Origin of the sequence: Nonomuraea sp. NPDC050227 (genome assembly GCF_044459705.1) — a bacterium.
Classification (GTDB): domain Bacteria; phylum Actinomycetota; class Actinomycetes; order Streptosporangiales; family Streptosporangiaceae; genus Nonomuraea.
In genome coordinates this window covers 435,571-457,538 of record NZ_JBITJF010000006.1, presented here as the reverse complement: position 1 = coordinate 457,538, position 21,968 = coordinate 435,571, and the positions used below count along the sequence as shown (strand labels likewise).

15 protein-coding genes are annotated in these 21,968 nt (G+C 70.2%); 12 read left to right on the top strand and 3 right to left on the bottom strand.

What is annotated here, in order from left to right; translation table 11 throughout:
- Positions 1-618 precede the first annotated feature (618 nt).
- The 12 genes from ACIBK9_RS25640 (at position 619) to ACIBK9_RS25585 (ending at position 19,193) form a co-directional block, all read left to right on the top strand.
- The gene (locus ACIBK9_RS25640) at positions 619-1,377 is read left to right on the top strand and encodes an urease subunit gamma (protein ID WP_397161575.1); all 759 of its coding nucleotides are present in this window, start codon (positions 619-621) and stop codon (positions 1,375-1,377) included.
- Complete coding sequence (locus ACIBK9_RS25635; protein WP_397161574.1) at positions 1,377-3,152, top strand: urease subunit alpha; 1,776 nt, start codon at positions 1,377-1,379, stop codon at positions 3,150-3,152. Before ACIBK9_RS25640 ends, ACIBK9_RS25635 begins: the two co-directional genes overlap by 1 nt.
- 35 nt (positions 3,153-3,187) lie before the next feature.
- Positions 3,188-3,862 (top strand): urease accessory protein UreF, encoded by a 675-nt coding sequence (locus tag ACIBK9_RS25630; protein ID WP_397161573.1) that lies wholly within the window; start codon positions 3,188-3,190, stop codon positions 3,860-3,862.
- Between the two features lie 41 nt (positions 3,863-3,903).
- On the top strand, positions 3,904-4,581 hold the full coding sequence (gene ureG / locus ACIBK9_RS25625; RefSeq protein WP_397161572.1) for an urease accessory protein UreG: 678 nt from the start codon (positions 3,904-3,906) through the stop codon (positions 4,579-4,581).
- The gene (locus ACIBK9_RS25620; protein ID WP_397161571.1) at positions 4,578-5,447 is read left to right on the top strand and encodes an urease accessory protein UreD; all 870 of its coding nucleotides are present in this window, start codon (positions 4,578-4,580) and stop codon (positions 5,445-5,447) included. The genes ureG and ACIBK9_RS25620 overlap by 4 nt, the downstream gene beginning before the upstream one ends.
- Positions 5,448-7,048: 1,601 nt before the next feature.
- Complete coding sequence (locus tag ACIBK9_RS25615; RefSeq protein WP_387661177.1) at positions 7,049-7,741, top strand: alpha/beta fold hydrolase; 693 nt, start codon at positions 7,049-7,051, stop codon at positions 7,739-7,741.
- Positions 7,742-7,837: 96 nt separating this feature from the next.
- A complete protein-coding gene (locus tag ACIBK9_RS25610) occupies positions 7,838-8,674 on the top strand; it encodes an alpha/beta fold hydrolase (protein ID WP_387661179.1) in 837 nt (278 codons plus the stop codon).
- Between the two features lie 73 nt (positions 8,675-8,747).
- Positions 8,748-9,728 carry an RNA polymerase sigma factor gene (locus tag ACIBK9_RS25605; protein ID WP_397161570.1) on the top strand — a complete coding sequence of 327 codons (981 nt, stop codon included), beginning with the start codon at positions 8,748-8,750 and terminating at the stop codon, positions 9,726-9,728.
- 88 nt (positions 9,729-9,816) lie between these two features.
- Complete coding sequence (locus ACIBK9_RS25600) at positions 9,817-10,719, top strand: alpha/beta fold hydrolase (RefSeq protein WP_397161569.1); 903 nt, start codon at positions 9,817-9,819, stop codon at positions 10,717-10,719.
- Positions 10,716-13,520 (top strand): ATP-binding protein, encoded by a 2,805-nt coding sequence (locus ACIBK9_RS25595; RefSeq protein ID WP_397161568.1) that lies wholly within the window; start codon positions 10,716-10,718, stop codon positions 13,518-13,520. Before ACIBK9_RS25600 ends, ACIBK9_RS25595 begins: the two co-directional genes overlap by 4 nt.
- A gap of 96 nt (positions 13,521-13,616) precedes the next feature.
- On the top strand, positions 13,617-16,400 hold the full coding sequence (locus ACIBK9_RS25590; RefSeq protein WP_387661188.1) for an ATP-binding protein: 2,784 nt from the start codon (positions 13,617-13,619) through the stop codon (positions 16,398-16,400).
- A 90-nt stretch (positions 16,401-16,490) separates the two neighbouring features.
- Positions 16,491-19,193, top strand: a complete 2,703-nt coding sequence (locus ACIBK9_RS25585) for an AAA family ATPase (protein ID WP_397161567.1) — start codon at positions 16,491-16,493, stop codon at positions 19,191-19,193.
- Positions 19,194-19,352: 159 nt separating this feature from the next.
- On the opposite strand, the gene ACIBK9_RS25580 is transcribed toward ACIBK9_RS25585, so the two are convergent.
- From ACIBK9_RS25580 to ACIBK9_RS25570, 3 genes are read right to left on the bottom strand one after another with little or no spacing between them, the layout of a single operon-like run.
- Positions 19,353-19,598: a Tn3 family transposase gene (locus tag ACIBK9_RS25580; RefSeq protein WP_387661194.1), complete on the bottom strand. Its 246-nt coding sequence runs from the start codon at positions 19,596-19,598 to the stop codon at positions 19,353-19,355.
- A 27-nt stretch (positions 19,599-19,625) separates the two neighbouring features.
- Positions 19,626-20,525: a phosphotransferase family protein gene (locus ACIBK9_RS25575; RefSeq protein ID WP_387661197.1), complete on the bottom strand. Its 900-nt coding sequence runs from the start codon at positions 20,523-20,525 to the stop codon at positions 19,626-19,628.
- A complete protein-coding gene (locus tag ACIBK9_RS25570) occupies positions 20,522-21,874 on the bottom strand; it encodes a hypothetical protein (RefSeq protein ID WP_397161566.1) in 1,353 nt (450 codons plus the stop codon). Before ACIBK9_RS25570 ends, ACIBK9_RS25575 begins: the two co-directional genes overlap by 4 nt.
- Between the last annotated feature and the right edge of the window lie 94 nt (positions 21,875-21,968).

The following is a 21,968-nucleotide window of genomic DNA, read 5'->3' as shown; positions in this document are numbered from 1 at the left end:
CCATGAGAATGGCTCGGGGAATCGATGGAATGGATGTGTTGGCTTCTTGCTGGGCGGCGCCACGGGTCAGTACGCGTCTCTCTTCTGCAAGAGACATCGACATCGCTGATATTTCGGGCCCGCGCATGGGCTGGCTGTTCCGCGCGAACTGACCGGCAGTCGGTGGCGTTCTCGGTCCTGCCAAGCCCGATGCGACGGCATCGTTTTCCTTTCGCCGTCTGTGCCGGCCTCGTCGATCACTACGTCGGCTCCACCGTGACGGTGGCGCTCGCTCGGGCGGGCTCGTGTTCGGTCGCGGTGCGAACGCGGTGTGGTGGCCGGGACGGAGCTGGTCATGTCGGTCAGCAGGGCGAGGTGTCGGTGTGGCTTCGGCGCGAGGCACCCTTCCCCTTCAGGCCATATCGCGCAGAGTGTCGAATTGGTTACGCTCGGCACGCAACCGGGCGGTGACCATAGAACCCCTTCACGGCGCCTGTTTCGGGCGCATCCGCGAAAGGGGCAACCTCTCGGCGCAAGAGCGGACAGCGATATGGGCCCAGCATCGGCCATACCGGTCGATCCGCACCGTCGGCCCCGAAGGCAAGGGCCTGGGGGCAGAAGTGAAACCGAGGTGAGAGGGTGCACCTGACCCTGCATGAACAAGAACGGCTGATGATCCACGTGGCCGCAGACGTGGCCCACAAGCGCAGAGGGCGAGTGAAGCTCAACTACCCGGAGGCGGTTGCCATCCTGACCTCCTGGGTCCTCGAAGAGGCGCGCGCCGGCAGAACCGTCGCGGACCTCATGGCGAAGCAGCAGCCGCCGGTGCTCATGCCGCACGAAGTCATGCCAGGCGTCGCCGAGATGATCGCCGACCTCCAGATCGAGGCCACCTTCCCCGACGGCACCAAAATGGTCACCCTCCGCGAGCCGATCCCGTTGGCGACCACTCTGCCGTGCCCATCCGACCCGGACCCGTCGCCGTGCGGGGCTCTGCCGCAGCCGTGCCCACCCGACCCCGAGCCCCCGCCGTGCCCACCCGCCGCCGGGCCGTCGGCCCGCGTGGCCGGGCCAGGCAGGCAGGGCCCTCCCGGCGCGATCGACTTCTCCTCCGAGGGGGGTGTGAGCTTCAACGACGGCCGCCCGATCACGACCGTACGGGTCACCAACACCGACGACCGTCACATCCAGGTCGGCTCCCACTACCACTTCTACGAGGTCAACTCCCGCCTCGACATCCACCCCGACCGTGACGCCGCCTACGGCAAACGGCTGAACATCCCCGCCGGCGGCTCGGTGCGCTTCGCCCCCAACATGCCCCAGGACGTGGAGCTGGTGCCCATCGAGGGCCGGCGCCACGTCGCGGGCCTGAACGGCAAGGTCGGAGGCAACCTCTGATGTCCGAGCCCCTCACGCGCGAACAGTACGCCGACCGGTTCGGCCCGACGACGGGGGATTGTGTCCGCCTGGCCGACACCGATCTGTGGATCGAGATCACCGAGGACTGGGCCGGCGGTCCTGGCCGCAGCGGCAACGAGATCCTCTTCGGCGGTGGCAAGGTGGTCCGGGAGTCGATGGGGCAGTCACTCGCGCCACGCGACAGCGCGACTCCCGGCGCCCCGAAACCGCCCGACACCGTCATCACCGGTGCTCTCATCCTGGACCACTGGGGCGTGGTCAAGGCCGACGTCGCTCTTCGCGACGGCCGCATCGCCGCGCTGGGCAAGGCCTACAACGACGAGACGATGGATCGGCTGCACGACGGGCATCCCGTCGCGACCGACTTCCTGATCGGCCCCGAGACCGAGGTCATCTCGGGCAACGGCAAGATCCTCACCGCGGGCGGCGTCGACACCCACGTGCACTTCATCTGCCCGGAGCAGATCCAGGAGGCGCTCGCCTCCGGCGTCACCACGCTGATCGGCGGCGGGACCGGCCCCGCCGACGGCACGACCGCCACCACCGTCACGCCCGGCGCCTGGCACCTCGACCGGCTGTTCAAGGCGCTGGACGCCTTCCCGGTCAACATCGGGCTGCTCGGCAAGGGCAGCACGATGTCCACCGAATCCCTTCACAACCAGGTCAAGGCCGGCATCCTCGGCTTCAAGATCCACGAAGACTGGGGTGCCACCCCGGCGGTCCTGCGCCGCTGCCTGGAGGTGTGCCGGGCGACCGGCGTACAGCTGGCCCTGCACGCCGACACCCTGAACGAGGCCGGCACCGTCGAGGACACCATCGCGGCCATCGGCGATCAACCGCTCCACGTCTTCCACATCGAGGGCGCCGGCGGCGGCCACGCCCCCGACATGATCAGAATGGCGGGCCTGCCCAACGTGCTGCCCGCCTCCACGAACCCCACCCGCCCCTACACGCACAACACGGTCCCGGAGCACCTGGACATGGTGCTGATCGCCCACCACCTCAACCCGCAGGTGCCCGAGGACCGGGCCTTCGCCGAGTCGCGCATCCGGCCCGCCACCATGGCCGCCGAAGACCTCCTGCACGACCTGGGCGCCATTTCGATCATGTCGTCCGACGCCCAGGCGATGGGACGCATCGGCGAGATGATCACGAGAACCTGGCAGACCGCGCACGTGATGAAGCAGCGGCGCGGACCGCTGGACGGCGACCGGGGCGGCGCCGACGAGACCGACAACCACCGCGCCCGCCGCTACGTCGCCAAATACACCATCAACCCGGCCGTCGCGCACGGCATCGACCACGAGATCGGCTCGGTCGAGGTGGGCAAGCTGGCCGACCTGGTGCTGTGGGAGCCGAAGTTCTTCGGCGTCAAGCCGCACCGGGTGATCAAGGGCGGCCAGATCGCGTACGCACAGGTCGGCGACGCCAACGGCGCCATCACCACCCCACAGCCGATCCTGCCCCGCCCGATGTGGGGCGCGACGGGCCGAGCCCCCGGCGCCAACTCCGTCAACTTCGTCAGCGAACAGGCGATCGCGGCCGGCCTGCCCGGCCGGGTCGAGGTGGACAAGTCGTTCACGCCCATCCGCAACACCCGCAGGGTGTTCAAGCAGGACATGCGCCGAAACGACGCCACCCCCGTCATCGACGTCGACCCCAACGGCTATGAGGTACGGATCGACGGCCGGCGCATCGACTCCAACGAGCCCCCCACCGAACTGCCGATGGCGCAGCTCTACTTCCTGTTCTGACCCGTCATCTCACTGAAGGAAGGTGAGTCACGCCGATGAGCCGTGCCACGCTGCTCGTCCTGGCCGACGGCCGGTTCCCGGCCGGCGGGCACGCTCATTCCGGCGGCGCCGAGGCGGCCGTCGCCGCCGGACGCGTGCGTGACGCGGCCGGCCTGGAGGCGTTCTGCCGAGGCAGGCTGCACACCAGCGGGCTGACCGCGGCCGGGCTCGCGGCCGCGGCCGCCGCCGGGTTGGACCCGCTGCTGCTGGAGGAGGCCGCCGACGCCCGCACGCCTTCTCCGGCCCTGCGGCAGATCGCGCGCACGCTCGGACGGCAACTGCTGCGCGCCGCCCGAGCCGTCTGGCCCTGCGCCGAGCTCGACGCCCTGGCCGCTGCCCGTCCGCGCGGCGCCCATCAGCCCGTGGTGCTCGGAGCGGCCGCCCGCGCCGCAGGGCTGAGCCCGTACGACGCCGCCTGCGCGGCGGCCTACGAGAGCGTCAGCGGCTCGGCCGCCGCGACCGTCCGCCTGCTGAGCCTGGACCCCTTCGACGCCACGGCTGTCCTGGCCCGTCTCGCCGCCGACCTCGACCACGTCGCGCGGCAGGCCGCTGAGGCGGCGGGCCGCGTCCACGCCGACGGTGTCGCGGCGCTGCCGGCCGCCTCGGCGCCGCTGCTCGACATCACCGCCGAACAGCACGTGACCCGCTCAGCCCGCCTGTTCGCCTCCTGACCCACCTGTACGAACGCCTGTCGTCCGACCACGGGAGCGCCATGCACCTCCACCATGACCACGACGTCTCCGCAGGCCAGGGCCATGACCCCGGCGGCCGCCACGGCGCGCTGCGCATCGGCCTGGGCGGCCCGGTGGGCTCCGGCAAGACCGCGACCGTCGCCGCCCTGTGCCGCGCACTGCGCCAGGAACTGTCCATCGCGGTCGTCACCAACGACATCTACACCCGCGAGGACGCCGAGTTCCTGCTGCGTGAGGCCGTACTGCCCGCCGAGCGCATCAAGGCGGTGCAGACCGGCGCCTGTCCGCACACCGCCATCCGTGACGACATCTCCGCCAACCTCCAAGCCGTCGAGGACCTGGAAGAACTGCTCGGCCCGCTCGACCTGATCCTCATCGAGTCGGGCGGCGACAACCTCACCGCGACCTTCTCCAAGGGCCTGGTCGACGCGCAGATCTTCGTCATCGACGTCGCCGGCGGCGACGACATCCCCCGCAAGGGCGGGCCCGGCCTGACCACCTCCGACCTGCTCGTCATCAACAAGACCGACCTCGCACCGTACGTCGGCGCCGACCTGGAAGCCATGGCCCGCGACGCCAGGACGCAGCGCGGGGAGCTGCCCGTCGCCTTCACCGCCCTGAAGACCGAAGACGGCGTCCGGCCCGTGGTGGACTGGGTCCTGCATCGCCTGGCGGCCCGCGTCCCGGGCCCCGCATGACCCTCGCGTCCCACGCCGTGCCGGGCGCGCCGGGCGTGCGAGGTGTGGCGGCCGTGCCGGCTGTGCCGGGCGTGCCTGGCGTGCGAGGTGTGGCCGCCGTGCCGGCTGTGCCGGGCGTGCGCGCCACCGCCCGCGTCACGGCGACCCGCGCCGGGGAGGGCACCGTACTGTCCGCCCTGGCCGGTGACGGCCCGTTCCACCTGCGCCGCATTCACTCGCACGGTGACCAGGCGCGGGTGTGCGTGCTCGGCGCCATGAACGCCCCTCTCGGTGGCGACCGGCTGCGCGTCGAGGCCACCGCCGAACCCGGCGCCCACCTTCACGTCACCACCGCCTCAGCCGCGATCGCCCTGCGCGGCCCCACCCCTGAGCCCGCTACCTACGACGTGCACCTGACCGTGGCCGACCGAGCCAGCCTGCACTGGCTGCCCCAGCCGCTGATCTCCGCCGCCGGCAGCAACCTGCGCCAGACCTGCACCATCGACCTGGCCGCCACCGCGCGCCTCGTCCTGCGCGAGGAACAGGTCCTCGGGCGCTTCGGCGAGCCTCCGGGCCGGCTGGCCATCCGCCTCATCGTCCACCGCGATGGACACCTCCTGCTGGACCAGCAGACCGCCTACGGCCCGGACGCCCCCGGCTGGGACGGTCCGGCGATCCTGGCCAGTCACCGCGCCGCCGGCCAGATCCTCATCGTCGACCCCGACCTGGAATGCCAACCGCCCCAGGTCCGGCTGTTCGGCGACGACCCCGCAGCGGGTCAAGCCGTACTGACCCCGCTGGCCGGCCCCGCCAGCCTGATCACCGCCCTGGCCCCGGACAGCCTGCACCTGCGCCGCCTCCTGGACGCGGCCCACCCCACCGAGTGACCACCCCACGACCTCGCCGCCACCTTCCGGAGCGACCGCTCGCGCCATGTGAACCCCGGGCCCGCTCCCGCCCGGCGGTGACGTCTTGCACCCATTCGTGGAATCGATGGAGAACCGCGGCGCAGCGGACGAGTACCTGCGGAACGCGATCGCGATCCGCCGGCATGGTCCATGTACGGGCAGCCGACACCGCCTACCGATGCGTGCAGATCTGATGCGGCCTGTGACGCCGTCGATGCCGTCGGAAGCGCTGCCCGTACGACATCTCCCGAGCCACGGGACGCAGCGCACAATCCCTTCATCGCTGTCCATCTCGCTGCGCCCGCCTCCAAATGAGCACGAACGAGCCTGCTTCGCGGCCCGCCCCCGCCACCTGGGCCACTCCTGCGTCTCCGCGTGGCTCAACGCCGGCGTCCCGGTGCCCACGCGGAGGAACGGGTCGGACACAGCATCGGCATGCGTCTGCGCATCTACGCCAATTGCATCGTGAGCCACGACAAAGTGGGCTGGCAATCGAGCGACAAGTAGGACCGCCCATCCTCCAACGCCAAGCGTTGACCACCTGTCCTCAGCCGCCACGGCCGCTCCGAAGCACTTGCTCCCCCACACTCCCGCACGGAGCAATGCCCGAGATTGCCTCGGAAATTTGATCACCAGGCTCACGCCAACGGGTGCCCCCATGAGAAGGCATCAGAAGGGACTGCCCGCAGACGATCGACGACAGCCCTACAGCGCCGAAGCCCTTGACCATTGTTTCCACTGGCCAAGAACGCTTTGCTTTTGGCGCCTCGAGCCTTATCCGAACCTGCGGCACCCGCCTTAGGAGTCGGATGATCACGAGCGTCCCCTTGCGGCCCTGACCAGGCATGATGCTATCGCGCGGCGCGATGCGGCTGCTGTCTGGGAAGGTATTGGGAAAGATCATGACGTGAGAGCGGCCAGACATGAGGCAGGAGCCACGGGCGGTGCCAGTTTCCGGGAGTCAGGTGCACCCCTGACGGCCCGCGATGGCTCTGAGCCACCGTAGTGCTGGGACTGTATGTCATTCCTCATCGTGTGGAGCGCGTACGGGTGTCACCAACGGTGCACTCCGGCAGCCTCAACAAGGGTCAGCGCCGCGCGTAGCGGTGATGTCGCTGGGAGCTGGGGGAGAGCTCCCAGCCTCTCCTGCCCCTCGCCCCTGTCGGTTCTCCGCTAGTCATCGAGCGGACGGATGTGATGTCTCAGCCGGTTGCCCATCCGGCGATCACGCGCAAGGCCCATGCGAAGCCTCGTTAGGCCCACAAGCACCCGCAGAGGCACGGCCGATGTCTGGCGGCGGGCAAGCATCGCAAGGGGCGCCGTAGCCCATGCAGGTGGTTCGAGTGCTTCAAGGGGCGAGTCTGCAGAAGTCTGTTCAGCGTTCACCGCTGACTGACGGGGTGAAGCTTGAGCTGACCCGCAGTCCCGTTCTGCGTGGGCTACGTCAGTTGACGTAGCTGCTGCGGCTATTGCGTGGTCTACGTCATTTGGCGCATTCGGTGGAGGCAGCAGGAGGTTTAGCGTTCCGGTCATCTCCCCATCGAGCCGGGTCGGAATCCCGGGGGATCGGAGGCAGTGTCGTGAGCGAAGTGAAGAACATCGTGCTGGTGCACGGTGGTTTCGTCGACGGATCAGGCTGGCAGGGGGTGTACGAACACCTGACCGCCGATGGCTACCGGGTGTATGTCGTGCAGAACCCCACCCTGTCCCTGGCCGACGACGTGGCCGTCACCCAGCGGACCCTGGACGCTCTGGACGGACCGGCCGTGCTGGTCGGGCACTCCTACGGTGGTGTCGTGATCACCGAGGCCGGCACCCACCCGAACGTCGCCGCCCTGGCCTACATTGCGGCATTCGCGCCGGACAAGGGCGAGTCGGTGAACACCTTGATCGCCGACCCTCCGCCCGGTGCGCCGGTGCCGCCGATCCTGCCGCCGCAGGACGGCTTCCTGTTCCTGGACAGGGAGAAGTTCGCCGGGTCGTTCGCCGCGGACGTCCCGGACAGCCTGGCGGCGTTCATGGCCGACTCGCAGGTGCCGTGGGGCGTGGACGCGCTCGCGGGCGCGGTGTCGGAGCCGGCCTGGCGGATCAAGCCGTCGTGGTACCTGGTCGCCGCGGATGACCGGATGATCCCGCCGCCCGCCCAGCGGGCGATGTCGGAGAGGGCCGGGTCGACGGTCACCGAGGTGGCGGGCAGCCACGCGGTCTACGTGTCCAACCCCGCCGCCGTCGCGGCCGTCATCGCTCAGGCCGCGACCAGCATCACAGTCTGAGCCCGCCGTTTCCTCCGGCACCACCCGATTGCCCGTCCTGCCTGCTGGCTCCAGGCGGGACGGGATCACGCAATTCCCCTTGCAAGGAGTCCCGTCATGCTTTCTCGTCTCTTGTTCACCCGTCGCCGGATTCTCGCGTCCGGGGCCGCGGTGACCACCGCGGCGGCGCTCCTCGCGCTGCCCGCTTCGACCGCGTCGGCCACCGGCAACACGAAGGTGAAGCCGACCGTCGTGCTCGTCCATGGCGGCTTCGCCGACGCGTCCGGCTGGAACGGCGTCATCGACCGGCTCCGCAAGGACGGCTACACGAAGATCATCGCTCCGGCGAATCCGCTGCGTGGCCTCCCGACGGACGCGCCGTACCTCGCGTCCGTCCTGAAGTCGATCGAGGGGCCGATCGTGCTGGTCGGTCACTCGTACGGCGGGGCGGTCATCACCAACGCCGCCGCCGGGAACAGCGCGGTCAAGGCGCTGGTCTTTGTCGCGGCGTTCGCGCCGGACGAGGGGGAGCAGCTCGGAGACCTGCTCGGGAAGTTCCCCGGCAGCCTGATCGGCGACTCCGTCCAGGGGGTTCCCTATCCGCTCGCCGACGGCGGGGCCGGTGTCGACCTGTACCTGCGGGCCGACAAGTTCCGGGCCGCGTTCGCCGCCGATCTGCCCAAGGCCACCACCGACCTGATGCAGATCACGCAGCGGCCGTTCGCCCAGCAGGCCCTCACCGACGTCACCACGGCCGCCGCCTGGCGGACGATCCCGTCGTGGGCGATCGTCGCGACCGAGGACAAGGCGATCCCGCCCGCGCTGGAGCGCTGGTTCTACAAGCGCGCCAAGTCTCACGTCATCGAGGTCAAGGGCGCCTCGCACGTCCCGATGATGAGCCACCCCGACATCACCGCGAAGCAGATCGAAGCCGCGGCCAAGGCGACGGACTGATCGACGGCTGCGGGCCTCGCGCCGGAGCGGGGCCCGCCTCCGGGAGCGGGACAGGAACGCGAGGATGTCGAACATGACGGACCTTCGAGAGCGTGACGCGGCGCTGGTACTGGCCGCCCAGGCCGGAGAGGCCGCCGCGGTGGGTGTGCTCCTGGATCGGCACCGGGCGGGCATGCGGGCGGTGGCGTTGAGTCTTCTGGGGTCAGGTCCCGACGCTGAGGACGTGGTGCAGGACGCGGCGCTCACCGCGTTGCGGCGGATCGGGGACATCCGTGACCCGGAGGCGGTGGGCCCCTGGTTGCGGATGATCGTACGGAACCGGTGCCGCGGCCTGCTGCGCGAGGCGCGGCGGGTCGAGCCCGTGGCTGAGCCGCCGTTGGCGGGCCACGACGCCGATCTGGGCCGGGCGTTGGACGACCACGCCATGCGGACCTGGGTGTGGGAGGCGATCGAGGCGCTCTCTCCCACGTTGCGGCTGCCGCTGATCCTGCGTCACTTCAGCGAGGGCGTGACCGGTTATGAGGCCATCGCCCAGGTGTGCGGCGTGCCGGTGGGCACGGTACGCAGCCGGCTGAGCCAAGCCCGCGCCAAGCTCCTCGACGCTCTCGCCGGCACGGCGCAGAGCGCGTACAGCGGTCTTCGATCACGGACGGAGGCGAGCTGGGCGGAGGCGCGCGACACCCTGACCGCCGCCGAGAACGGACGGTTCGGCGCGCTCCTGCGAGGTGAGTGGTCCGCCGAGGTCGCTCTGATGAGTGGAGCCGCGCGGATCGGGGGTGCTGCGCTGCTGGAACGGGCGATGGACCGCGACCTGTCCGCCGGGGTGCGGCAACGGCCGGTCAACGTGGCCGCGTGCCGGACGCTGGCGGTCTGGGAGATGGTCATCGACAATCCTGAGGACGATCCCGCGCACTGCCCGCCGTCGGTCGCCTGGATCATGCACCTGGACGGCGGCAGAGTGACTCAGCTGCGGCTGCACCACCCGCGTCCGCTCCGGCCCGCGGCCGTTCCCGCGGAGCTCCTGGGCATCTGGCCCCATGAGGAGCGGGTGTGATGTAGATCACCTCCTGCCGATCGAACTTTGAGGTCGCGCCGACATCTTGCCGGTGTCCCTGCCCCCAGATTTCGAGTCGGGAGTCCTGATGACCGCATCCACCCCAGAGCCTCTGTCCCAGGGCCTCCACTCCTTCACGGCCGAGGGCCTGACGGTCGCCTTCCACGTGCACGGCACCGGCCCGATCTGCGTGGCGCATCCGGGAGGGCCCGGCTTCACGTGGGACTACCTGCGGATGCCGGAGCTGGAGAGACATCTGACCATGGTCTACCTGGAGCCGATCGGCACCGGGCGATCGGATCGGCTGCTCGCCCACCCGCACGGCTACACCCGCGACCGCTATTCGGCCGTCCTCGAACGCCTCCTCCGCCACCTCGACCGCGGCCCGGTCCATCTGCTCGGCCACTCCCACGGCGGCTTCGTCGCCCAGTACCACGCCGTCCACCGGCCCGGCGGCCTCGCCGGGATCATCCTGTACGAGAGCGCTCCGTCAGCGGGCTCGGAGCACTTCGCCGAGGCTGACCGGAATCTGCGCGCGCTCCTCGCCGAGCGTCCCGACGCCCGCCCGGAGGTCCTGGACGTCTGGGAGTCGGTCCCCAAGATCGGTGACGACGCGGCCTTCACCCATGCCGCGCGTGCGCTGTTTCCCGCCTACGTCGCCGACCACCGTGCCCGGGAGGAGGAGTACCGGCCGTTCCGGGACGCGATCACCGGCACCTATATCTCCGGGCTGGACACCGACCAGCGGCCTGAACCGTTCGACGACCGGCACGACCTGAAGAGTGTCACGATCCCGGCGCTCGTCATCGTCGGAGCCCACGACTTCATCTGCGGTCCCCGCTGGGCGGCCGAGCTCCACCGGCTCCTCCCGGACTCCCGGCTCCTCACCCTCCACGGCAGTGGCCATTTCGGCCATATCGAGGAACCGGCCGCTTTCGCCGAAGGTGTCGTCTCCTTCGTGACCGGAGGCTGGACAGGTTTCAGCCGATGACGGAAGGTCGCAAGATGGACAGGTTCGGCGCGGGGCAGGATCGGGCCGCCGCAGGGCCGAGGCCGCTGGTCGGCCGAGCGGCTGAGATCCGCCGGCTGGAGGAGTTGATCGCGGGAATCGGCGATCAAGCAGGGAGTGCGCTGCTGCTGGCAGGCGATCCCGGTGTGGGAAAGACAGCGCTGCTGAATCATGCCGCCGCTCACGCGGACGAGGCCGGCGGCAGGGTGCTGCGGGCGGCCGGCTCGCAGTTCGAGGTCGAGATCTCCTACGCCGCTCTGAACCAGCTCCTGCACCCGTGTCTCGACGAGCTTGTCCGGCTGAGCCCCCTGTTCGGCGACGCCCTCAACATCGCGCTCGGACTGGCCGACGGGCCGGCCCCGGCCCAGCTCCTCGTGGCCAACGCCGTCCTGGCTCTGCTGGACCAGGCGTCCGCGCGACGTCCGCTTTTGATCATCATCGATGATCTGCCGTGGCTGGACCGGGCGAGTGCCAGCGTGCTCGGCATGGTCGCCCGCCGTCTGGCAGGACAGCGGGTGGGCATGGTCGCGGCTCACCGTACAGGCGAAGCCCACTTCTTCGACCAGGGCGACCTCCCCATCCTCCTGGTGGAGCCGCTGTCGGACGAGGCCGCGGCGGAGCTGCTGGCCGACCGCTACCCGGTGATGACGCCCCGCGTGCGGCGCCGCCTGCTGGAGGCGGCCCTGGGTAACCCGCTGGCCCTGCTCGAACTCCCCGTCTCCCTCGGCGACCTCACTCACGCTGTCGCGGGAACCCTCCCCACCGCGCTCCCGCTGAGCAGGCGCCTCCAGGACGTCTTCGCCACCCGGGTCCTGGCGCTTCCGGCGCAGGTCTTCGACCTCCTCCTCATGGCGGCACTGGACGGAACCGGCGACCTGCGACTGATCCGCGCGATCGCCGCGGCCCGGTCCGAGGACGGCCTGGGCCCGGCAGAACGCGCCGGACTCGTCCACGCCGACGAACCGACCGGCCGGCTCACCTTCCGCCACCCCCTCCTCCAATCGGCCGTCGTCGACCTGTCGACCAGCGAGCAGCGCCGTCTCGCCCACGCCGAACTCGCCGTCCGCCTCGCCGACCGGCCCGAACGGCACGCCTGGCACCTGTCCGAGGCCGCCCAGGAGCCCGACGAGAAGGTGGCCGCCCTCCTCAAACGGGTCGCCATCGCCAGCCTGCGGCGCGGCGATTCCGTCGGCGCCGTCACCCAGTTGCTGCGCTCCGCCGACCTCAGCCCTGTCGGCAAGGGCCGAAGCGGACGCCTGGCCGAAGCGGCCTATCTCGGCATCATCGTCACCGGCGACCTCCACGACGCCCCCCGCCTCCTCGACCAGGCCCGCCAAGCCCAGCCGGGCCCGGACGACATGCTCTCGGTCGCGGGCGCCCGCGCCTACCAGCTCCTGCACGGGGACGGCGACGTCGACACCGCCCACCGCCTCCTCACCACCGCCGTCAGCGAACACCTCGACCCCTGCCGAGGAGATGACATCGTCGTCATCGAGGTGCTCTACACCCTGCTCATGGTCTGCTTCTTCGGCGGTCGAGCCGAGCTGTGGCCGCCCCTCATCGAGGCCGTCGACCGGCTTCGGCCGCGCCCGCCCGAACTTCTGGCGATCCTCTCTCGCACCTTCAGCGACCCCGCCCGCCTCACCTCGGACTTCCTCGACCGCGCCGACGCCGCCGTCGAGAGCCTCGACCACGAAGTCAGCCACGCCCGCATCATCCGCACCGGCACCGCCGTCGCCTACCTCGACCGGCTGTCGGCCTGCCGCGAACCGCTCCAGCGCGTCATCCAGCACGGCCGCGAGGGCGGAGCCGTCACCTCGGCCATCGAAGCACTCTTCCTCCTCGGGCAGGACGCCTTCCACACCGGCCGCTGGGACGAGGCCCAGCAGCACATCAACGAAGGACTCAAACTCTGCGACACCCACGGTTATGGCCTGCTGACCTGGCCCGGCCGACTCATCGACGCCCTCCTGGCCGCCGCCCGCGGCGACTTCCAGCGCGCCGCCGACACCGCGGATCACATGGACGCCTGGGCCGGGCCCCGCCGCGCCGGAATCATCGGCGCCTACGCCTCCCACATCCGTGGCCTGACCGCCCTCGGCCAAGGCGACTTCGACGCCGCCTTCCATCACGCCGCAGCCATCAGCCCGCCCGGCACCCTCAGCCCCTACAACCCACACGCCCTCTGGGTACTCGGCGACCTCGTCGAAGCCGCCCTCCACAGCGGACGTCCCGGCCAAGCCGCGGCGCACATCGCCGCAGCCCATGAACTCGACCTCGGCCGGCTGTCCCCACGGCTCCGCCTGGTCATCCTCGCCGGTGCGGCCATCACCGACGCCGACCCCGACACCGCGGCCCTCGAAACCGCCATCACCGACCCAGGGAACGATCGCTGGCCCTTCGACCTCGCCCGTGTCCAACTCGGCTACGGCACCCACCTGCGCCGCGCGAAGCGCGCCGTCGACGCCCGCCGCCACCTCACCGCGGCCACCCAGGCCTTCCGCCGCCTCGGCGCCGCTCCCTGGGCGAACCGAGCCGATCGCGAGCTGCGCGCCACCGGCGCCACCGTCCCCAAGAACGCCACCGGCCTGGCTGCCCTCACCCCGCAGCAGCACCAGATCGCCCTGCTCGCCGCCGCCGGCCACAGCAACAAGGAGATCGCCGCCCGCCTCTTCCTGTCCCCACGCACCGTCTCGACCCACCTCTACCAGGTCTTCCCCAAACTCGGCATCACCTCCCGAGCCGCCCTCCGCGACGCCCTCACCGACACGGCAGACGAATGACCAGGCGCCGCGAAGTCATGCCGTGAAGGACGAGCCCCTCGGACCGCCCGATCCCACCCGTGGTGCGACGGTCCGAAGGCCGGTAGCGTGCCGGCTGTGACGCTCGCCGGAGGGAATGCGGACCGGTCGTATGGGGACGGCACCTTGCTGGGCCGCGAGCACGAACTGAAGGTCGTCGGGGAGTTCGTACGGCGAGTCGCGGCGAACGGCGATGCCCTCGTGCTCTACGGCGAGGCTGGTGTAGGCAAGACCGCGCTGCTGGAAGCCGCCGAAGAGGCGGCCGTGACACGAGGGATCCCGGTCATCCGGACCGCCGGAGTCGAAGGCGACACGGATCTGGCCTATGCGGCCCTGCATCGCCTGCTGACGCCGTTCCTCCCACGGCTTGATGAGTTGAACCCTGCCCAGCGCGGCACGCTGGCCACAGCGCTTGGACTCGACGACGGGCCGCCTCCCGATCGGCTGGCCGTGTCCAACGCCGTGCTGTCACTGCTCATGCTCGCCCGAGGAGAGGGCACACTCCTGGTCATCGTGGACGACCTGCCGTGGCTGGACCGCATGAGCGCGGCCGTCCTGGCGTTCGTCGCGCGGCGTCTCGACGGACCCCGGATCGGCCTTCTCGCGGCCTTCCGCACAGGCGAGTCGAGCTTCTTCGACGGCGGCGGGGTCACGACCCTCGAAGTGATGCCGATCGGCCGGGCCGCCGCGGCCGACCTGATCGATCAGCGGTTCCCCGGACTGGCACCGCGCGTTCGCCAGCAAGTGTTGGAGGAAGCGGCGGGAAATCCCCTGGCGCTGCTCGAGCTGCCCGCGCGCGTCGTGGATCGGCGCCATGAACGGCCGACGGCCCCGATGACGACGCTGAGTCAGCGGCTGGAGCACCTCTTCGCGGCCAGGGTCGATCCGCTCCCCGCCGCGACCAGGGATGCCCTGCTCCTCGCGGCACTCGACGCGACCGGTGACTTGGGCATCCTCGTCGCGGCCTTCGGAGCGGGCGCCATCGACGATCTCGCCCCCGCGGAGCGCGCCCAACTGATCCGGGTGGAGGCCGAGCGTGGCCGCCTGACGTTCCGGCATCCGCTGATGCGATCCGCGGTGATCGCGATGTCCACTGACCGGGAGCGGCGCGGCCTGCACGCGGCGATCGCGACCCAGATGCCGGACCAGCCGGACCGGCGTGCCTGGCATCTGGCCGAGGCGGCCGAGGCTCCGGACGAGTCGATCGCGGCGCTCCTGGAACAGACCGCCGACCGGGCCCTGCGTCGAGGCGACGCCGTCGGTGCGGTCTCCGCCTTGCTCCGCGCGGCGGATCTCGCTCCCTCGGGCGCGGATCGCGGTCGCAGACTGGCGCGTGCTGCCTATGTCGGGGCGGAGATGACGGGCGACATCGCCAGCGTGCCCCGCCTACTGGCCGACGCCCAGGATGCCGACCCCGGCGGCGCCGCCACGCTGGCGGCGGCCGTCGCGACGGCCGCGTACCTGATGAACAGTGAGGGAGACGTCGACGCCGCGCACAGGATGGTCCTCGGCGCCATCGCTATCCGCGAGATCCTGGACGGCGATGATCACGGGCTGATCGAAGCGTTGTGGTTCTTCATCGCCATCTGTGTCTTCAGCGGCCGGGCCGAGCTGTGGCAGCCGCTCGACCACCTGCTGAAGCGCTTCAAGCCGCCGCCTCCGCGCTACCTGATCGTGCTGGCCAAGACGTTCGGCGATCCCGCCCATCAGGCGTTGCCGGTGCTCGACGAACTCGACGACCTGATCAGCGGGTTGAACCAGGAGCCAGATACAGCCTACGTGGCCAGGGTCGTCGTGGCCGGAGCCTACGTGGACCGGCCGCGTTCCTGCCGCGGGCCCATGCGGAAGGTCATCGAGCACGGCAGGGAAGGCGGTGCGATCACCTCACAGCTCCAGACCCAGGTCGTCTTGGCCAACGACGACTTCTTCGCCGGCCTGTGGAACGAATCACTGGAGTTGTGCGAGGAGGGCGTGCGGCTCTGTGACGAGCACGGCTACGCGCTCTTCCGATGGCTGTTCGTCCACCAGGATGCGGTGATCGCCGCCGCGCAGGGCCGCTTCGACCACGCCCAGGCCGCCGCCGAGGCGATGACCCGCTGGGCCGCGCCGCGCGGGGTCGGACTCCTGCTCGCCTACGCTCACGGCATCGACGCCCTCCGTGAGCTGGGTAGAGGAAGGTACCAACAGGCCTTCGCCCACGCATCCGCGATCAGTCCCGCCGGGACACTGCGGCCCTACGTCCCCTACACCCTGTGGACCGCTCTCGATCTGGTCGAGGCGGCGGAGCGGTCCGGCTCACTCACCGAGGCCGCCCGGCATGTCGCCGCCCTCCAAGAACTGGACATCCCCGCGTTCTCCCCACGCCTGGCGCTCGTCACCTCGGGAGCCGCGGGCATGGTGGCCCGCGAGAGCCGGTTCGCCGAACATTTCGAAGAAGCGCTCGCCGTCGCCGGAGCGGAGCAGTGGCCCTTCGAGCAGGCCCGGATCCAGCTGTCCTACGGACGACGCCTCCGCAACAGCCGCGCCACCGTGGAGGCGCGCAGGCAGCTGAGCGATGCCTTCGACGGCTTCCAACGGCTGGGTGCCGCGCCGTGGTCCGCCCTGGCGGGCAGGGAACTGCGGGCGGTCGGCGGCACGCCAGGGAGGTTCGACGCCGGCGGCCCCGACGCGCTGACACCGCAGCAGCGGGAGATCGCGATGCTGGCGGCAGCAGGTCTGACGAACAAACAGATCGCCGAGCGGCTTCTCTTGTCGCCCCGCACGGTCAGCACGCACCTCTACCAGATCTATCCCAAGCTCGGCGTGACGACCAGAGCCGGACTGCGGGACGCGCTGAACGGGGACGAACCCCGGACAGGGTGAGGTATGCCTACCGCGATCTGCGTCATTTGACGGAATCGGCGGGGTCGCCGTCGGGCCTACCCTGGCGACAGGGCGCGGGAGGAGGCGAGCGTGCTGTACGGCCGGGACGGCGATCTGTCTGCCATCGGCGGATTCGTCGAGGCCGCCGCCGACCAGGGCGGCGCATCCCTCATGATCACCGGAGAGACGGGAGTCGGCAAGAGCGCGGTCCTGCACGCCGCGGCGACCCGAGCGGCGGCCGGCGGATTCCGAGTTCTCCGGGCCTGCGGAACGCCCTTCGAAGGGGACCTGCCCTTCGCGGGGCTCCATCAGCTTCTCCATTCCCTGCTCGACGAACTCACCCGCCTTCCCGAGCGGCACCAGGGCGCTCTCACGACCGCCTTGGGCCTGGCCTCCGGGCCGGCACCGCGGCAGCGCGCCATCGCCGACGCCACCCTGGCCATGCTCCGGCACGCCTCGCGCCCCCGGCCCCTCCTGCTGGCCATTGACGACCTTCCTTGGCTGGACTCCGGAAGCGCCATGGTGCTGCGCTCGCTCGATCTGGCGGACACGCGGATCGGGATGCTGGCCGTCACGAGGGACACTCACCAACCACCGAGAGCTCCGCGCGTCCACGACCTCGCCCCGTTGGACGACCAGTCGGCCTCCGCGCTGCTTACGGACCGCTTCCCCGACCTGCCCTCCCCGGTGCGCCGACGCCTTCTGGCCGAGGCCCGCGGCAACCCCTTGATCCTCCGGGAACTGCCGACCGCCCTCTCCGCGGACCAGATCTCCGGATACGCACCGCTGCCCCGCTTCCTTCCCCTCAGCCAGCGCCTCCAGGCGATCTTCGCTTCCAGAGTCGCCGACCTCCCTCAGACCAGTCGACAAATACTGCTGTTGGCGGCCCTGGACGGCAGCGGAGAAATCGCGGCATTTCAGTCGCTGCTACCCGGCCAAGTGGTGACCGAAGCCCTGCGGGACGCGCGCGAAGCCGGACTGATCAACCTGGATCCAGCGACGGTGCGCCTGACCTTCCGCCATCCGCTCATCCGCTCCGCCGTCCTGGAGCTGTCCACGGCCGCAGAACAACGCAAAGCTCACGAGATGCTCGCCACTCGGCCCGACGGAGACGAGGACCGCCGCATCTGGCATTTCGCGGAAGCGGCGATCGAGCCGAACGAGCACGTCGCCTCCCTGCTGGAACGGCTGGCCCACCGGACACGAGAACGTGGCGACCTCACCGGAGCCGTCGCCGCGCTCACCCGGGCCGCGACTCTCAGCCCGGACCGTCGCGACCGCAGCCGCAGAGCGGCCGAAGCCGCCTACCTCGGCACCGACGCCACGGGAAACCTCCGCGACGCGCCCCGCCTCCTGGAGCACCTGCCGACCAGCGGCACCGACGCCGCCTCGTTGATGACCGCGATCGCGACGGCCCAGCACCTCCTGTTCAGCGGCATCGGCGACGTCGACGGGGCGCACGGGCCGCTGGCCAAGGCCGTCGACGCCGGGCTGACCCAGCCGGACATACCGCGCGAGATCCTTCATGAGGGCCTGTACACGCTGACGTGGATCAGCGGTTTCGCCGCCCGCCCGGACCTCTGGACGCCACTCCGGCTCGCCACCACGCAGCTGGCTCCGCCAGTCCCGGATTCCTTGTCACTGCTCATCAGTTGCTTCGCCGATCCCGCGCTTCACGACCCCGGCCGACTCGATGACGCGATCGCCCGGCTCGCCGCGGCCGGCCCCGTCGAAGTGATCCGGATCGGCATCGCCGCCCAGTACGTCGGCCGTCTGGAGGAATGCAGAGCGGCATTGCTGCGCCTGCTGGAGGACCGCCATGCGGACGAGCACCTGACGCTGGCCATCCACGCCATGAACCTCCTCAGCCGGCACTGTTACGAATCCGGCGCGTGGGATCAGGCCGCCCACCTCAGCGAGGACGGGTTACGGCTCAGCCGCCGGCATGGCTACCACCTCCTGGCTCAGATGTTCCTCCACCGCCAAGGCATGCTCGCCACCGTGCACGGTGACACCGACCGGGCAGGAGAACTCGCAGATGAGATCACCCGCTTCGCCGCGCCCCGCCGCCTCCAGCTCCTCCGCATCCTGGCCGCCGAGATCAGAACGCGGGCCGCTCTCGCCAGAGGCGATTACGAAGCGGCGTTCCTGCACGCGACCTCGATCGCGCCCGCAGGCGACCGCGCGCATCTCCAGGGACCCGCTCTGTGTCTGGTCCCCGACCTCGTCGAAGCCGCCGTCCGCTCCGGCCGCCCCACCGAGGCCGAAGCCCACGTCGCGGCGCTGCATCGGGCCCACACGGCCGAGCTCTCCCCGAGGCTGGCCCTGATGGCCCATGGTGCGACGGCCATGACCTCCGCCGACGACCGTTTCGAACAGGCTCTGACCCTGCCCGAAGCCGCAACCTGGCCGTTCGACCTGGCGCGCATCAGGCTCTTCTACGGCGAACGCCTCCGACGCCTCAAGGCCACTCAGTTGGCCCGCGACCACCTCACCGCCGCCCTCGCGACCTTCACCCGGCTCAACGCCGCCCCCTGGGCCGAGCGAGCCCGCAGCGAACTCCGGGCCACAGGACTTCTCCCCGCCCCGACCGGCGACACCCGCCTCTCACCCCAGCAACACGAGATCGCGACACTCGCCGCCGCCGGCATGACCAACAAACAGATCGCCCAGCGCCTGAACCTGTCCCCGCGCACCGTCTCCACCCACCTCTACCAGGTCTTCCCCAAGCTCGGCATCACCTCCCGCGCTTCTCTCCGCGACGCTCTCCAGCACCCCGGGAATCCGCCCTGACCGGCACCACGATCGCCTCACCGCATGGTTCGCCCGTCAGTGAGCGCCCCCTGCCGCGACCTTCAGCTGGCACCTGATAGCGGCCCTCGGCCTGTAGCGCGGCCACCGTCAGCCCCAGATAGTCGCTGGTCCAGGTCACGACCGCGTTGGTCCGCATGGTCAGGCGCCATGCCTGCTCACTCTGCCCGGTGAGGTGCGGGCTGTGGAAGGCGCCGCCGGAGCGTAGCGCAGTTCGCGGCGCAGCGCGTGCAGGCTCTCGCGCTTGTCCAGCTGCCTGGCGATGCGCCGCCGGCAGGCCTCGCCGAACAGGTAGCGGGCGGGGTAGACGGTACGGAGAATCACGCTGTACTCCTTCAGCGCCGCCGCCATCGCGTTCTGCCGAGAGGAGGCCGACAGCTTGCCCACGATCCTTTGAGGACCTGACGCAGGCCGCTACGGAACAGCTGTCCAGGTCCACGGTCTGGAGCCGTGCCGGCCACGCAGGCACGCCAACCTCAGCAACACCTCGTCATGCCGAAGCGGATTCTCGGCGGCCACCTGGGCGGCCATGCAGGTCATGCGGAACTCGCGGATGTCCCGGAGCGTCTCGAACCCTGCCCATGCAGTGACGTCTCGCCCGTACGTCCTCGCGAAGGTGTCGTAGTCCTCGGCGGTGATGCCGGCCAGGGTGAAGGCTTTCACTGCTGTGGAGGTCAGGTCCCATTCAGGCGGGCCGATTGAGCAGCGTTCCAGGTCGAGCAGTACGGCCGTGTCGGCATCGGTGCTCACCACGTTGCCTATCCATGCGTCGCCGTGTACGACCGTTTCCGGCAGGCCCTCGGGCAGGTCCACGTAGCGTGCCTTCAGCTCGTCCAGGTGGGTGCGCATCCACGCCCGGTCTGCCTCGGTGAGGGTGATGGCACGGTCGATTCGTTCGGCGAGTCGTACGAACGGGTCCAAGCGGCCGATATCGAAGTCGGTCGGTGGGGGGAGGTCGTGGAGGCGGCGTAGCGCGGTTGCGACTTTGAGGGCCGTCCCGTGTCGGTGGGGTGGGAGTTCTTGCCACCAGGTGACTGCTCGGCCGTCGACCTCGATGGGCTGGTCGATGTCTGGCCATGCTTGGACGGCGGGTACGTGGTTGGCTTTGAGCCAGCGTGCCACTGCTACCTCGCGGGCTGCGGCGGCGACCTGGTCGCGGCGGGAGATGCGGGCGACGATGCCGCCGGGGAGTCGGAAGAGGGCGTTCTCGCCGAGGCGCATCAGCTCGGCGCCGGATGGGTCCAGGCCGGCGCGGCGGCTGGCTACGTCGAGGACGGTCCACGCGGCCGTTTCGGCGTCGCTGGTCTGGGTCATGTCTGGACGGCCTCCCGGATCCGGTGACGGAGCAGGGCCACTGGTGTCCGGGTCTTGTGAGGGAGGGCGAACTTGGCGAGTTCCTTCATGTCGTCCTGGGCGCGGCGGGAGCGCACGGTGCCGGCGTCGGTGACGGCTCGTCCTCCGATTGAGGCCGCCTCCTCGGGATCTCCGGTTGCCATAGTGAGGGAGGCCAGCTTGATGCCACTGATGGCGCGGGAGCGGACGTAAGCGGCAGTGTGGCCAGCCACAGCGTTCGCGAGCCTCGTGGACGCCTCGCTCAGGTACCTGGTGTCGATCGCGTCACCAGCCGGCTTGCCGGTCGTTGTCCTGTCGATGATGACCAGGTCGAACAGGGCGTGGCCGGTGTCGCCTGAGTGCTGGGCGGCGTCGTAGTACCGCATCCAGGGCTGTTCTTCGCCGGGGCGGATGTGGTCGTATTCCGTGTCCGCCTCTGCGATGGCCTTCAATGCTTCCTGTGTCCGGCCCAGCTTGGCGAAGGCGCGTGCCTGGGCTCCGCGCAGCATGGCTCGTTCGGCGGGTGTCAGGCGGTCGGCTCGTACCATCGCGAACTCGACCAAGGTCAGCCCGTTGTCGGCGTCGCCGCACCAGATGGACTGTCGTGCCATGGAGGAGAGCACTTTGGCTCGGAGGTGCCAGTCGTTCGCCTGTTCGGCGCAGGTGAGTGCGAGGGCGAACATGCGGCGAGCGTCCTCGTGGGCGTAGGCGTCGAAGGCCATGAACGCGGCGGCGTGGGCCAGCCAGCCGATTGCGGCGTACAGGGGAGCGTGCAGCTTGGACGGGCAGCGGGACTGCTTCAGGAGGCCGACCGCGAAACGCAACTGCCCGACGACGGCCTCGCGCACCAGGCCGCCGCCGTAGGTGTGGTCCCAGGTGGTGAAGACGTGGGCGATGTTGCGGAGTTCGGCGATGTCAGATGGCTGGATGACGGACGGTGCCGCGATGGCCTGGGCAGGCAAAGCCAGTTCGGCGAGGGGGATGGCGGCGGCTGCCCCGAGCGCAGTACGAATGAAGCCTTTGCGATCCACATCTGTCACGGTAACGACCGAGTTGGCACGCCGGGATCTGTTGAAGCCCAGGTCCCTGTCACGTTCCGCGCCGAGAATGGCACGGAACGCCTCCCGGTAGTGGGCGTTGGGCCAGCGCACTTCGCCGCGTTCCAGCTTGCCGATGTACTCCTGGGTCAGGCCGCCGTGTCGGTGGTGGTTCTCGAACAACCAGGCGTTGACCAGGTCTGCCAACTCCTGGCGCGAGGCATGCTCGCCGGGGTCGGCAGGGGATGGCAATCGCTCACGCGCCTGCTGCAATAGCAGATTCGGGTCTGACATTGGCTGCCTCCCTCTGAGCGCATCGTCGCATAGTGGTGCGTCCGCGGCCCGGCCTAACTGACCGAGATCTGACCGTGGTCTGACTCTTGACTGC